We start from the raw sequence: 14752 nt of genomic DNA, 5'->3' as shown, positions 1-14752 counted from the left end.
ATAGCATTGTACATACGATTTTCTTCATACAAGACCTCCTTAAATCCCGATTCCTCAGTTTCAAAAACTGAAATTTTCGAGTGTGTCGCTAAATTAGATTTTTTCATCAATTATCATTACTAAAATACTCATTTCTAAGTATGGAATAATAAACTACATCCACAATACCTTGATTACAGGTTCCCGACTGCCTAATTATTCCTTCTTTTTTCATTCCCATTTTCTGCATTACACTTCCTGAGTTTGGATTACCTGCAGCATGCTTTGCATATACACGTTTGACTTTTACTTCTTCAAAAAAGAATTTTACCAATGCCCTTCCTGCTTCTGCAGTTATACCTTTTCCCCACCATCTGCTTCCAATACCATACCCGAGCTCCACACTTTCTGTTGCCTCATCGAGACTTACTACTGATATATCTCCAACCAGTTCATGCGAATCTTTTAACTCAATTGTCCAAAAATAGAAATCCTGCTTATCATACGATTCTATCCAATCAATTAGTAATTGCTTTGTCTCGTCGACATTTTTATGCGGTTGCCAACTTAAAAACTTTGTTACATCTTTTTCTGTTACCCAGTTTTTAAACATGATTTCTGCATCATCTAATACATGTCGTTTAAGAACTAATCTATCTGTTTCTATTCTAATTGTGCCCTTATGTTCCATACGCATCCTCCACCATCAAGAAAATTCCGATTTTCCAGTTTCAAAAAAGGATTTTTCAAATTAGTCTTTGCAAATAACCTTTGAACCTTCACCATCAATTACAATTCCCTGATGGTTGTTAATAGGGCATAGATTCAAATCCGAAAACTCAGTCATTATTTTCTCGGTAACTTTCTTAAATGGTGCTGTAAGATAATGCGGAAGAACATAGAAATCAATCAAATCAAGCCCTGCATCATCTTCTTGTGAGTAGTCCTCCGGCTTTTCATCCATTTGCTCGATATATTGGATGCTTGGAGCGCATATAATTGCGCCTGCCGACTCGCCGATCATCAATTTTCCATTTGCCAATTCCTTTTTTAGCAACCCATCAGTTCTTGTTTTACGGAGTTGGTCCATAAGAAAGAAAGAATTTCCGCCGGTAAAATATATCACATCTGCATCTTCAAAAACAGACTGTATCGTTGAATCAGCCTCCGTTGAAATATCAATTTCAGTTACGATTGCTCCCAACTTTTTGAATAATTTTCGAGCCGAGCCGACATAACCGGTGTAGCCTTCACGCAACGAAGCTGTTGGAATAAATGCGACTTTCTTATTTTCAATTTCTTCCTTTATCAGACTTCCTACACTTGAAAAGTGCGAACATAAAAATAGTTTCATCAATATTCTCCTTTATAAATCCCGATTTCTCAGTTTCAAAAACTGAAGTTTATTTACTTTTCTTCACAACCGGATTCTTAGAAAACATATCTTTTATTCATAATCCAATTATAAACACTCCGAAAAGTGACCATATAATAAACCCTGTCATATTGTTTCTCCTTACAAATCGAATTAAAAGCCACCATAATGAGACAATGTCTCTGTTGCAAATTCTGTACCAACTCTCATAGCCTCGTAAATATCACCAATTAACATATGAGAACACACAAAGCCTGCATGGTAGCTATCTCCGCAACCAGTAGTATCAACTATTTCTAAAGCTTCATCAGCCGGGACAAAATACTTTTCACCATTATAATATGTAACACTTCCTTTATCAGCTAAAGATGCATTAAATAGTCCTTTATACTTCTTGGAAAATGCTTCAAATATCGGAAGAATTGATTCCTCTCCACTAATCAGGAAATAATCTATATATGGTGCATATTTTTCCATCTCCTTAAAATTACGATATTCTACAAAATCCACAGCCAATCTGAAGTTATTATTCTTTTTTAAATCTATAATTTGTTCAAAACAGCCTGCCCAGAAATGTATAAATACAACCTCTGATTTTTTTATAAAGTCCAATTCGTCTTGATTCAATATCATTTTATCAACAATATCACCCGTCCATGAATCATCTTTGTAATATCTGTCACCGTCAGCCGTAAGATATGTACGATTATTTGCAGTTACTTTATCCTCTTCAACTCTTACATGGCTTACATCTATTCTCTTATCAGAAACAGAATCCATAATAAATTTTGCGTAGGAATCCTGTCCAACCGCACCCAATATTGAAACATTAAACTCCTCAAATTTTGATGCATGAACTGCAAAATTAAGGGCTTCACCACCTGCACGCAATTCATCTGTTCCATCAAAAACATCTACACAGAGGCACGGAAGTGCCACTAAATTTATCATTCTTGTACCTCCCTAAATTCCGATTTCTCAGTTTCAAAAACTGAAATTGTTCGAGTTTTTCAAATACTAACGTCCTTAATTTTGTTCAATAATTGATTTATAGTAGTTACCAAAGTCAGCAAGTGAATTAACAATTGGAAGCATTTTTGTTCCAAGTTCCGTTAAGCCGTATTCAACTCTCGGTGGCTGCTCATGGTAATCGTGGCGATATGCCAGCCCATCACTCATCATTTGTCTTAAACTATCTGTCAAAACCTTTTGTGAAATACCATCTATACTTCGTAGTAGCTCATTGAATCTCCATGGACGCTCTTTCAAGTTACGCAAAATCAGCAATTTCCATTTTCCTCCGATGAGAGATACTGCTGTTGCAACTGGGCATTCCGGTAATTCTTCTTTTGCTCGCATAATTCTCACCTCCGAGTCTATTGTAACACATTCATTTTTGAGTGCACAGTTACAAAAAGGTGCGTACCATGACATTTTCTCCCAAAAGATATTTCGGTTAATATATACCAAAATATCTTCTAGAATCTTTCCACATTCATATATAATATAAACACAAAAAACGGCAGACCGTCGGTTATATGACCATCTGCCTGTTACCTGCTATAATACTATTTTCCGTGTATCACCAGTCCAGCAAACTGGAATTTAGCGATTTCTTTTTCCGGTATTCTCTGTCCCACGGATTTCCTCATGATAGAAATAATCTACGATCACCGGATGTCCCTGCGGGACTCTGCCATAAGGCATTTCATTATCCACAAAGGCACAATCATACTTCTTAGCCATTTTCTCAGCTTTTACTTCAAGTGCTTCAAAGTAGCTGCGGTTATGCTTGTTATAGATCTCGTCGTAAAGTGGTACAAGATCAGGATATTTTCCGGCGATATAATCCATAATTGTCTTTTTGAAACCGCCTCGAAGATTGAGATTTTCGAGCCAGAACAGATCGCACTGATTCTTTACCCGCTCAAAGATTGCTTCAAAATCCGTGATACCGGGGAATACCGGGGATACGAAACAGACTGTACGGATACCTGCCTCATATACCTGCTTCATAGCAGCGATACGGTGCTCAATGCTCGAAGCAGAATCCATATCGTTCTTGAAATTTTCATCTAGTGTGTTGATCGACCATGAAACGGTTACACGTCCAAGATTCTTCAACAGATCAATATCCCGTACCACAAGATCCGACTTTGTGCAGATCAGAATATCTGCGTCACTGCCGATCAGCTGCTCCAGAAGTTTTCTGGTATTCCCGAATTGCTCCTCCTGTGGATTGTAGCCATCTGTCACAGAACCGATGACCACCCGCTGTCCGGCATATTTCTTCGGATTTTTAATTTCCGGCCAATGCTTCACATCAAGGAAAGTGCCCCATTCCTCCTTGTGCCCGGTAAAGCGCTTCATAAAAGAAGCATAGCAATACTTGCAGGCATGTGTACAGCCTACATAGGGATTGACCGAGTAACCGCCTACCGGCAGACTAGACTTAGTCATGATGTTCTTTGTTTCCACCTCACGAATGAGGATTCCATTTATTACTTCTTCCATGATTTCTGTTCCTCTAACACTTTATTAAATTCTTCCGGCATTTCCTGAATCATATTTTCATCCCCTATGATAGGGACAAGGTCTTCCTTCATAAACACCTGAATGCCGAGCTTATGTGCCTGATCCGCCAGAGACCATGCCCATTCCGGCTCCGTATGAATCTTCCTGCTCTGAGCTCCGGTCATGGTGCCGACAACGATCCAATTGATTCCGGAAAGGTCAACTATGCCGGGATCGCCGAATAACGGCTCAAAGGTAACATGGTAATGTTTTGCTCTAACGTTTTTCCGAAGGGTGTCGATACGCCACAGTTCTGCTTTCCTCGTCACCGTAACGCCAAACCATGCGTTTTCCAGATCGGTATCAAAATCCAGCAAATCAGGTCGCTTGGTAAGGAACAGGAACTGATGCTGTGGATTTTCACGGATCTTTGCAAATACCTCGTCTCTCCATTCCGGCTTCCATCCGGAGAGATCGCTCATCCCTGTAAGAAGAAAGTTCTTCGGACGTTTCTTTTCCATCATCTTGAGCTTACCCGGAAAGAATTCAGGGTCAGAGAAGTCATCAATCATATGCCAGCGTTTCACGTTGTTGCGGGCATAGCAATATGTACACCCCACTGTGCAGCCAATGACGATATTCATGTTCTGAATCTGATCTTTGATACAAATACTCATGACTTCTGCCACTCCTCAAGATTCTTTCTGATGCGGTCGAGGCATTCCTCAAACCGGGTAATTTCTTCCTCTGAAAAACCTTTGTAGTAAATACTGCCCATCTCATCAGATACAGAATCGTACTCGCCCTTCAAGGCATGTGCTTTCTCAGTCAGAAACAGGAGTGTTTTCCTTTTGTCCGTTTCAGACTGAACACGGCTTATCAGCCCTTGATTTTCCATTCTTTCCAGCATCGTAGTAAGAGATGTTATCGCTAATCCGCATTTAGTCGAGAGTGACCTGATTGAGATACCATCCTCCTGCCACAGCACATAAAGAATACGCCCCTGAGCTCCATTAAATGCATCAATATTCTTTTCACTGAGAATCTTCTCGAAAATCCGGTCTCCAAGCTGTTTTATTTTGGTGACAAGAAATCCTCCATTCATTTCCATACAAAAGCTCCTATATAGTAGTTTATTAAAAACATACTATATAGGAGCTTTATTGTCAACAGTTTATATGTCTTAATAGGTAAATCCCATTTTTTTCAATTCTCCAAACTGGAATTTATATAATTATCTCTCTAACTTTCCCTATTTTATAGGCTTTCCCGCATGTCCATTAGTGAAATGATATGTAGTTTCCCTTATTTTTGCCCTTATGAGATAATCACAAGGGAAATAAGGGAAATTTTTTAGTCATTGCCCACCACTTTATCAAGAAGCCGAACCGATTTTCGTTTCGCATCTCTTGTGGAGTGAGCATAGACGTTCATTGTGGTACTGACATCTGAGTGTCCCAACAATTCCTGCACATCTTTTGGGGCTGCTCCATTTGCTAAAAGGTTGCTTGTATAGGTGTGACGTAACTGGTGGAAATGAAAGCCTTCAAATCCCTCTAATGTTTTTGCCACCTTTCTGCATACCGTTCCCAAAGTAGTCGGAAGTTCCAGGCAACCATCCGGTCTTAAGCAAACAAAAGAAATTTCTTTATAATCTGCTGGGACTTCCTCTGTTCTGTCTAAGCAGTAATATTCGTAGTACACTCTGTTTTTCTCTTTGACCTCTTTGTAGTAGTTCGTGTGATAAAGTTCTCCGTACTGCATTCGATTTTTTAACTGCTCTTTCCGGGCATTACGGAAAATCTCTACCAGTGTATCTCCAAAATCAACAACCCTTACTTTTTTCCGCTTGGTTGGTCCGATGATATATTTGCGCTTTGAGCCATCATATCGGATGCTGCGTCTTATGGTAAGGCATTGTTCTTCCAGATTTACGTCCTGCCATGCCAAACCGCAGGCTTCTCCAATACGAAGCCCGGCATAATAGGCTATCTGGATTGGAAGTATTGCGGCTGGGTTCTTTTTTTGCAGATAAGCAAGCAATCTTTCATAATCTTCTCGTGAAATTGGTTGGACATTTCCGTCCATATCCTCATCGGAAAACAAATCCACTTCATCCGTCTGATACCGCAGTTTAATATACTGCATGGGATTGAACGTAATATACTGCTTTGGAAATACTGCAAAACGGAAGGACTGCTGCATGACTGCGGAAAAAGAATGGATATAATCTTTGCTGTAACCCTTTCTCTCTTTTCCGTCGGGATGAACTCCCCCGAAGGAAAGCAAATCAAAGAAGGATTGCAAATGTTCAGAGGTTACATTTTTCAGTTTCCGTTCTGCCAATGGGTGTTTCTTGATATTTCGGATTGTTCCGAGGTAATTCTCCACCGTACCATTGCTGAGCGTACCTGTTTTTAATTCCTCCTCTGCCCACACATCCAAAAGCTGTCCGACTGTGAGATTTTCCGCTTTGGCAACAAATTTCTTTTTCTCATAATCATCCATTGCCTGACGGAGCAGCTTTTCAGTTTCACTTTTGCTTTCTGTTCCAACGCATTCTTTCTGAACAAGATTGCCGCTTGCGTCCTCTACATAGAAGCGGTAGTACCATTTCTTTCCTTTTTTTCTTACAGATCCTTTTGCCATAATCGTATGTCTCCTTTCGATATTAGACAATCGGAACTGATGAAATGCTTCGTGCGTGTAAGTATATCATAACTCCGGTTGTCTTACTATACCGATTCGGAATCTTCGTATAAGACTTCTGATAAAAGATTTGCAAGCCTTTGTTCTGCTGCTTTTGGTTTCTTGGAATAGAGCCTTACAACGTCTGCCATCTCATTAAAAGCATTGATGGTGTGAGTGATTTCCCTTAAGAACATAATCTCATTATATTCCTCATTCGATTCAAACCCTATTGTTTTGGCAATATCCGTCTGACCAGCATTTCCCTTGAAGTTTTTGCAGGCGAACTGGAAGGAATCCAAAAACAGACCATATTGTTTTAACATCAGCAGTAATAAATCTTTTGAAAAAGCATCTTCTTCTTTGGTAAGGGCAAGCGGTAACTGTTCCAGAATATCTCCCATCGCATCACGAATCTGTAACTCTCTCTTATCCGTAATGTCGGTTTCATATTCATCTGTTTCCCCTTTGAGCCATTCCACAGATACATGGAGTGCTTCCGAAAGACCTTCCAGCACCATTTTTTTCGTATTGTCAATCGAACCATTCTCATAACGCAGGATTGTAGAAGCGGTAACACCCATCTTTTCTGCGACATAAGGCTGTGTCAGATTCAATTCCAGACGGCGCTGTTTTACTCTGCTGCCTATCAGCTTGCGTAGTTCTTTATCTTTCATGCTGACTGCCTCCTTTTTCGGTATGTATGAATTATAGCATTGTTTTTCTATAATTGCAATATGCAATATAATATTTGTTTTTAATATTTCGTAACGCTTGACAAAAAGATGTGAAAAGGATATACTTACATCACAAGAATTGCATAATGCAATTTATAAGGAGGTGATTATATGACGCAAAGAAAAATTGCATTATCCATCGAAGAAGCTGCTGACTATACGGGAATCGGCAGAAATACCTTAAGACAGCTTGTAGAATGGAAGAAACTTCCAGTATTAAAGGTTGGTCGCAAAGTCCTGATTAAAACCGATATTCTGGAAATGTTTATGGAAGCTAATGAAGGTCGTGATTTGAGGGATAGAGGAAATGTAAAAGCCGTAACAAGAACTGCGGCAAATTAAAAAGGCGGCTTCCCAAGAAACCGCCAAAGGTTCTATCAGACCGAAGCCATGATATACCTACACGCAAGAAGATTATACCATGTGCTTCTTCTGATACGCAACCGAGAACTTATGTTTGTAAAAGAAAGGGGAATGTAATCATGGCAAAATCAACAAAAAGTTATGAAGAACGAATGCTTGAAATGGAAAAGAAGGAACAGGAAAGCCTTGAAAAAGCAAAACGATATGCAGTACAGAAGAAAGAACTTCTGAAACGAAAGAAAGCCGAAGAAAGTAAAAAACGAACCCATAGGCTCTGTCAGGTTGGCGGTGCGGTGGAATCCGTTCTCGGTGCGCCTATTGAGGAAGAGGACATCCCAAAGCTGATTGGTTTTCTGAAAAAGCAGGAAGCCAATGGGAAATTTTTTTCAAAGGCAATGCAGAAAGAAACAAATACCGATATGGAGGAAGTGTAATGGCGGGGGATGAGTTTTTCATTCCCTTCATTGCTTTTTCATGAAGGGCGCACTTATGGACAACCAGAGGTCGTCCCAATAAGTTTGCCACAAGTGGCAACCGGTCTTCGCTCACGCTTGCCGGGCTCGTTCCGTCGGCGGGGCTTTCAGCCAGACCTGCTCATGCCGCAGGAGGCACTCTTCGCCAGAGAGGCGCATTCCATGCAGGCTGCTATGCGCAGGGCACTCTTACGCAGAGGGCGTTCCGGCAATACTGCTTTTTCTAAAACTGAAAGCAATGTTGCCGGAAATCTATGCCGGATGTGCAGAAAGGAGGAATCCAGACATGGCGATTTTTCATTACACAGTCAAAATAGTCGGACGAAGTAAAGGGAAATCTGTTATCTCCGCTTCCGCATATCTCAATGGGGATGTGATGAAAAACGAGGAAACCGGGAGAATCAGTTATTACACTTCTAAAAAAGAAGTGGTCTACACCAGTCTGATGATGTGCGAAAACGCACCTCCTGAATGGCAGATAGTACCAGAAGAAAATATAAAACGCTTTCAAAAATCTGTCCGATACAAAAGGTCAGAAGATAAAGAAGCTGCTTTAGAAAAATTTAAAATCACATTTCAGAAACAACGGTTATGGAATGAGGTATTGAAGATTGAAAAAAGTGCAGATGCCCAACTTGGCAGGTCATTTGAATTTGCCCTCCCAAAAGAATGGAGCAGACAGGAACAGATTCAATATACAGCCGACTATATCAAAAAAACATTTGTGGATAAGGGAATGTGTGCTGATTGGAGTATCCACGACAAAGGGGATGGCAATCCTCATGTCCATCTGCTTCTGACAATGCGCCCTTTTAACCCGGATCATTCTTGGGGGAAGAAAGAAGTCAAAGATTGGGGTTTTGTCAGAGATAAAAGCGGAAATATCGTGATTGATGAATCCCATCCGAACTGGTGGCAGGATAAGAAAAACCCTGACCGTCATGGAATCCGTATCCCTGTATTAGATGAAAACGGAATCCAGAAGATTGGTGCAAGAAACCGCCTGCAATGGAAACGGGTACTGACCGATGCTACGGGATGGAACAATCCAAAAAACTGTGAACTGTGGCGGAGCGAGTGGGCAAAGGTGTGTAATGAACATCTGCCTTTGCATAATCAGGTCGATCACCGTTCTTATGAAAAGCAGGGAAAACTCCAGATTCCTACCATCCATGAAGGTGCTGACGCAAGAAAGATTGAACAGAAGTTTCTTGCCGGGCAGGAAATAAAAGGTTCGTGGAAAGTAGCGGAAAATCAAATCATAAAACAACAAAACACGTTATTGCAAAAGATACTGGACACCTTTGGGAAAGTATCTGGTGCATTATCATTATGGAAGGAGCGATTAAATGACATTAGAAGAAAGCCGGGAAATTATACCCTTAATGGAATCTATGATTGGGCAAATCGAAGAACAGCAGACCTTAATGGCAGAAATGCTTCTGGAAATGCAGAACCGGGACACCCAACTCTCTCTTATGCAGGAACAGAATCAGAAATTGCAAAAATTAAACAGCGAGTTATCCGAGCTGCTCAACATTTTGCCAAATACCGAGGAACTGCTTTCCAAGATGGAAGAACAGAAAACGAAGATAGAACTTTTGGAAAACGAAAATCAGCAATGGCAGATATTGGCACAGAAGCTGAACAGCGAAAACAGTTTATTACTGAAACAGAACACCGAATTGCTGAACTGGAACAGCAGGTAGAGAAAGGACGTGATATAGATGAACGAATCCAGAGAATTAAAGAACGCCGAACAGTTGGAAGAACTTCTGCTCTTGACCGAGGAGATACAAGAAGAGTTGGAACAGAAAGACCAGCTTATCGTGGAACTGAAGACGCAGCTCAACGAATCTCTGACCTTGAACGAGAAATTAAACAAAGAGAACAGAGCCGGGAATATTCAAGCATTAAAGAACGACTTGAAGCTGGCAGACAGAGCATTGCGGAGCGAGAAAGAGAAGCTGCGAAGCGCAAACGTCACGATAGAGGAATGTCAAGATAAAATACGATGCTTAACACAACAACGGGATTATGCCCGGACACATCAGAAAATCGTAGAGATACCGGTAGAAAAGCCGGTACTCTATAAAAAATGCGAAGCCTGTGACCGGACAGCCTATCAGAATGCAAAAGCAAGATACGAAACACAAAAAGAGCAACTTGCAGGACAATATAAAGCAAAAACGGTAATGTTCCAAACAACCTTGTTCCTTCTTGCATGGTATTCGCTGACAACCACTCTTTTTCAGGCAGTACAGTCAGATGTGTTCCTTTCCGATTGCAAATCATTCTTCCATGATGCAGCATCATTCATACAAACTTTTATTGGTTGGACGATTGATGCCGGGCAATCTGTGGCACAAATCAGCACAAAAATTCCAAATGAGATTATACCCGGAATCATATATTGGTTATTGCTGATATTGGTTGTGGGAATATGTGTGGCAGGGACAGGAATACTGGCGATACTGATAGAAATAAAGGTTATAGAATTATATAAGAAAAACTGTTGGGATGTTATTACCCTACTGATGATACTGACAAGTGCGGCTGTCATCATTTATTTTGGAGAAGTAATTAAAAAAGCATTATCAATAAATCTGTTGTTCTTTTGGTTAATTTTACAAGGAATATATCTTACAATTCGACGCTATATAAGTCAAGATACTGATTGACTAGATACAAAATATTTGATAAAATATAAATAGAAATACAGCAGATCAAAGTAGGTAAAACTTATGAGAGCAAAGAAAGTGATTGTAGGGGTAGCTATTAGTGCAATGTTAATTTCTTCATCAATTCCAGTAATGGCATTTTCTGTTACAAACGGGAATAAGACATTTGATAAAAAGTGGGAATTGAGCACTACATCTGATGGCGGAAAAGGTGTTTTGACTTATGGTTATAATACTCTTGCTATTAATGAAGATTATGCACACGCATATCATTCAACTAAAGATCATTACGCATATGTCAAAAATGGAAATGGTTCTTTTTCGGGTTCAAATGTTGGTAAAGGTAATTGGTCTAAAATTGAGGTTGCTCATAAAGGAAATAGTATTACCTACGGTAATAGCTACTAAACAAAGGTTCGGGATAATGGCTGAGTGGTTGGAATTCCAACCACTCTTTTTTGTGGAGTGTATATAAATGAAGAAAAAAATAAAATATATAGGAATTGTTTTGGTTATTTTGTTCTGTTGCTATAATTTATTTTGGTACTTCGGGAGTTATAAACCATATAACGAATTTCAGAAAGACTTCCCTGAAATAGAAGAATCTGGAGTAAAAATTTACACAGATAAAGATGGATTCCAGTATAGTGTGTCTGTCCCTGATTATTTGCTTTGGAATGGAAATCTTGCGATAGCTGAGTCAGATGTTCGATATGCACTAATTATTTGGATAAAACCATTTCACCAAGGAATAAGTCAAGGCGTGCTATTTAATGACTATAAGGATTTGAATACTCAAATTATGTTGTCAAGTAGCAAAAAAGCTGAAGATCAAGAAGATCAATGGATTGTTGATGAAAATAGCACAATATTGACTACGATATTTGAAAAAGCAAATAAAGTATGGAATCTGGGGTTGAAATAAATGAAAGCAATTAAAAACTTATGTTTGTTTTGTTTCCTGATTTTTGGAATACTTATGCAATCTGAAATATTTCAAGATCAGCTTTGGAACTTTTCTACAGCATATTTTACGTCATCACGCTATGAAGTTGCTAGTGAAGATATGTCGCAGTTTCTGAAAGATGTATCAGAAACTGCAACGGAGAATGATGTACATATTTTTTCTCAGTACAATGAAATCAATAATAAATACCTTTCAACACTTCATATTTATGGCGATGATAAAGTAATCAGACAAACATTAAAAAATACTGCAAACATAGAAGAATCAGAATATACCGCTTTAGTTTCCGGAATTACGAAAGTAAAATTTCATAATCTCTCAGAATTGCAAAGTACCTCTGTGGGTTATGAAAACTTTATCTCATACATAGGAAATGAGGACAATATTATCTCTGCATATCAGAAATTATCAGAAAAATATAGCTTAACTTATCCAGAATATTGGAATTCTACGGAAAAGGACATGATTTTTATTATATGGGGTATGATTATTGCATTGATGATTGTTCTAAATGTAATTGAAGTGGTTAGGCGAAAAAAAGAGGTTGTTGTACGAGTTTCCTTAGGAGAAAGTGCTGGTTTCATAGCATTTAAGGCTGCTTTATTCGATGTAACTTTTGACATTGCATTATTTATTGTTGCAAAAATATTGCTGTCAAATTATATATCGGGAGCATATGAGAATAGACTCGTCACAATTTTATATTCCATTGGAATTATTCTTTCCACTATTCCATATTGTTCTTTTTGCTTTTTTGATATTAGAAAGGCATTCGCAAATGCAACACACAAAAGAGGAGTGGATTTTTTAATTTATTCGTTAAAATTTATAGCAGGGGTAGCCGCTGTTTTTACAATTATCACTAATATTAGTAGTATTCATAATAACCTATTTACAAATGAACATTTGTTAGAAGAATATTATGATGCAAATTATTTTACCGTAAAGACTACTGATTTTAATGCTGAAAAAGAAGAAGCTTTTTGGAATAAACTATACAAGAATGAATATAACACATTAAAGCCTGTAATATGCTTGAATATTTTAAATGATAAAAATGATGTGATATATGTAAATAATCATGCAAAAGATATGTTACAAGGTTTTACGAAGCAGATAAATGCAGTAGAGAATGAATCTTCTGATTTGATTATTTTCATTCCAAAGAATAGATATTTTGCTAAAAACAAGCAATTAGCCTATGACTCCTTGAGCCATGTTTTAAATCATGATAATTTACAACAATTAAATATTCAGTACATAGAGTATAGCGAAACAGAATACTTTTCCTATTTAGATACAAGTAGAATAAATGGTATCGAAAAAAGCAAAAATCCGATAATTATTTATCAGGCAAACAAAGATTTAGCAGTCAATGGTGGGTATCTTGAAAGCTATAAAGCAGGAGCAGTTTTATTTCAATGTGATGAAAAACAGCTAAGAAATATCAGCAAAAAGTATGAAGATATGCTTGGAAATTATCAGCTAGTAATTACAAACGTACATGAACAGTATTTATATAATCACACATTTTTAATAAAACTCGTGGGATTTTTAAGTTCTCTTTGTACGATTGTATTGCTTTTAAATATTATGATTATTGTTACCGTAAGTAGACTAGAGTTCCGAGAAAATGCAATGAAAATTTCCTTGATGAAAATCTTTGGATATAGTTTATTTGAACGGCACAAAACACTTCTTAAAATGATTGTAGTGGAAAATTTTGTGATATTAGTAGGTATGCTTATCTATTCTTTATTATCGGTACAGACTGAAGTAGGAATTAGCATTCTTGTTAGTTCATTTATGGCACTAATAGAATTTACAATTATTTTCTTTAATATCACAATTGTTGAAAAAACAAACATACCGAAATCATTAAAAGGAGGTTGCTTATGATAATAATTGAAAATCTATGCAAAGCATATAATGATAAAATTTTGTTCAAAAATTTTCATTTGGAAATTCCAGATAGCAGTTTTTTGGTAATTAGTGGCGAAAGTGGATGCGGAAAAAGTACTTTACTTAATATGATTGGAGGTATTGAAACTCCTGACAAAGGTTCTATTATTGTGAATGGTTTTGATGTGACAAAAAAAGGAAAAAAGCAGAAATATTTCAAAGAAGTTGTTGGATTTTTATTTCAAAATTTTGCCCTTTTGGAAAACAAAACAGTAAAAGAAAATCTAGAAATAATAAAAAAATCAGGTAGAACGGATATTTTAATAAATGAAGCTCTTGAAAAAGTTGGTTTACAGAAAGTAATTAACAAAAAAGTCTATCAATTATCTGGTGGCGAACAGCAGAGAGTTGCGTTAGCTCGTTTAATGCTAAAGAAATGTTCGATTGTATTAGCAGACGAACCAACTGGTTCCTTAGACAAAAAAAATAGTGAGATTGTTATGAATATATTGCATGAGTTAAGTGAACAGGGAAAAACAGTTATTGTTGTAACTCATAGTGAAGAAATTGTAGCACAAGAAAAGCATGTTCTATATTTATAATACCCATAATAGAAGAATATGTTCTTTCGGGAGACACCTCCTCTAAGAACATATTCTTTTGGTTAAAATTGATTATAAAGATACTTTTACTTCAGTATATTCGCTATATTGATGGGATATATATTTGCATATTATTTATATGGATAAGAATTATAACTCTAGTGAGTCTTCTGCATCTACCCACATCTGTAAATTACCCTCAAGATATAATCTTGCATATTCCAAAGGCTCATCCACAGCCAATGAAGTAAGCGCACATTCTGATCCGTATGTGGTTTTTAGATTTTTTTCAGCTTTCCAGCAATCAATGCGAAGCATATATCCGGCACTTGTGTAAACATCAATACTATCGTGATTTATGTTGTATTCTGCATAAATTGTTCTCATCGTATCTTATCTCCATTTTCTTTTAATAATCAGTTATAGAGTTAAATATCGAAAACATTTCAATCAGTTCACCATGTCGTTATT

18 protein-coding genes are annotated in these 14752 nt (G+C 37.6%); 8 read left to right on the top strand and 10 right to left on the bottom strand.

Translation table 11 applies throughout. The features are described 5' to 3' along the window. Positions 1–106 precede the first annotated feature (106 nt). The 9 genes from DWW70_RS13685 to DWW70_RS13645 all read right to left on the bottom strand — a co-directional run bounded on the left by DWW70_RS13685 (position 107) and on the right by DWW70_RS13645 (position 7233). Positions 107–670, bottom strand: coding sequence for a GNAT family N-acetyltransferase (locus DWW70_RS13685; protein ID WP_118650060.1), 564 nt, complete (start codon positions 668–670; stop codon positions 107–109). Between the two features lie 60 nt (positions 671–730). Next, the gene (locus DWW70_RS13680; RefSeq protein WP_118650059.1) at positions 731–1333 is read right to left on the bottom strand and encodes a Type 1 glutamine amidotransferase-like domain-containing protein; all 603 of its coding nucleotides are present in this window, start codon (positions 1331–1333) and stop codon (positions 731–733) included. A 174-nt stretch (positions 1334–1507) separates the two neighbouring features. After that, positions 1508–2305, bottom strand: a complete 798-nt coding sequence (locus DWW70_RS13675; protein WP_022215831.1) for a PfkB family carbohydrate kinase — start codon at positions 2303–2305, stop codon at positions 1508–1510. 75 nt (positions 2306–2380) lie between these two features. Further along, complete coding sequence (locus DWW70_RS13670; protein ID WP_015534088.1) at positions 2381–2713, bottom strand: winged helix-turn-helix transcriptional regulator; 333 nt, start codon at positions 2711–2713, stop codon at positions 2381–2383. Between the two features lie 246 nt (positions 2714–2959). Continuing rightward, entirely contained in the window at positions 2960–3868 is a 909-nt protein-coding gene (locus DWW70_RS13665) for a radical SAM mobile pair protein B (protein WP_117874918.1), read from the bottom strand. Continuing rightward, positions 3856–4545, bottom strand: a complete 690-nt coding sequence (locus DWW70_RS13660) for a radical SAM mobile pair protein A (RefSeq protein ID WP_118650058.1) — start codon at positions 4543–4545, stop codon at positions 3856–3858. Before DWW70_RS13660 ends, DWW70_RS13665 begins: the two co-directional genes overlap by 13 nt. Continuing rightward, positions 4542–4979, bottom strand: a complete 438-nt coding sequence (locus DWW70_RS13655) for a radical SAM mobile pair system MarR family transcriptional regulator (protein WP_004853467.1) — start codon at positions 4977–4979, stop codon at positions 4542–4544. The genes DWW70_RS13660 and DWW70_RS13655 overlap by 4 nt, the downstream gene beginning before the upstream one ends. Positions 4980–5221: 242 nt before the next feature. Next, the gene (locus DWW70_RS13650; protein ID WP_004843517.1) at positions 5222–6517 is read right to left on the bottom strand and encodes a tyrosine-type recombinase/integrase; all 1296 of its coding nucleotides are present in this window, start codon (positions 6515–6517) and stop codon (positions 5222–5224) included. A gap of 86 nt (positions 6518–6603) precedes the next feature. After that, a complete protein-coding gene (locus tag DWW70_RS13645; RefSeq protein ID WP_004843518.1) occupies positions 6604–7233 on the bottom strand; it encodes a helix-turn-helix domain-containing protein in 630 nt (209 codons plus the stop codon). Positions 7234–7404: 171 nt separating this feature from the next. Between DWW70_RS13645 and DWW70_RS13640 the strand changes: the two genes are divergently transcribed. From DWW70_RS13640 to DWW70_RS13600, 8 genes are all read left to right on the top strand, one after another. Next, positions 7405–7635, top strand: a complete 231-nt coding sequence (locus DWW70_RS13640) for a helix-turn-helix domain-containing protein (protein WP_004843519.1) — start codon at positions 7405–7407, stop codon at positions 7633–7635. Positions 7636–7775: 140 nt separating this feature from the next. Beyond that, positions 7776–8090, top strand: coding sequence for a hypothetical protein (locus DWW70_RS13635; RefSeq protein WP_004843520.1), 315 nt, complete (start codon positions 7776–7778; stop codon positions 8088–8090). Positions 8091–8415: 325 nt separating this feature from the next. Beyond that, positions 8416–10137, top strand: a complete 1722-nt coding sequence (locus DWW70_RS13625) for a MobA/MobL family protein (RefSeq protein WP_009244916.1) — start codon at positions 8416–8418, stop codon at positions 10135–10137. After that, positions 10076–10810: a DUF6040 family protein gene (locus tag DWW70_RS13620; protein ID WP_118057035.1), complete on the top strand. Its 735-nt coding sequence runs from the start codon at positions 10076–10078 to the stop codon at positions 10808–10810. Before DWW70_RS13625 ends, DWW70_RS13620 begins: the two co-directional genes overlap by 62 nt. 63 nt (positions 10811–10873) lie before the next feature. Then, complete coding sequence (gene mdcF, locus DWW70_RS13615; RefSeq protein ID WP_005608346.1) at positions 10874–11218, top strand: broad-spectrum bacteriocin mediterrocin MdcF; 345 nt, start codon at positions 10874–10876, stop codon at positions 11216–11218. 67 nt (positions 11219–11285) lie between these two features. Further along, on the top strand, positions 11286–11735 hold the full coding sequence (locus tag DWW70_RS13610) for a hypothetical protein (protein ID WP_004843525.1): 450 nt from the start codon (positions 11286–11288) through the stop codon (positions 11733–11735). After that, positions 11736–13676, top strand: a complete 1941-nt coding sequence (locus DWW70_RS13605; protein ID WP_004843526.1) for a DUF1430 domain-containing protein — start codon at positions 11736–11738, stop codon at positions 13674–13676. After that, a complete protein-coding gene (locus DWW70_RS13600) occupies positions 13673–14281 on the top strand; it encodes an ATP-binding cassette domain-containing protein (protein WP_004843527.1) in 609 nt (202 codons plus the stop codon). The genes DWW70_RS13605 and DWW70_RS13600 overlap by 4 nt, the downstream gene beginning before the upstream one ends. A gap of 150 nt (positions 14282–14431) precedes the next feature. Here DWW70_RS13600 and DWW70_RS13595 read toward each other — a convergent pair whose 3' ends face one another. Beyond that, positions 14432–14668, bottom strand: coding sequence for a DUF6061 family protein (locus DWW70_RS13595; RefSeq protein WP_004843528.1), 237 nt, complete (start codon positions 14666–14668; stop codon positions 14432–14434). Positions 14669–14752 lie beyond the last annotated feature (84 nt).

The sequence above is a fragment of the Coprococcus sp. AF16-5 genome (genome assembly GCF_003479365.1).
Taxonomy (GTDB): Bacteria; Bacillota; Clostridia; order Lachnospirales; family Lachnospiraceae; genus Coprococcus; species Coprococcus aceti.
This window is presented reverse-complemented; position numbering and strand designations above follow the sequence as displayed.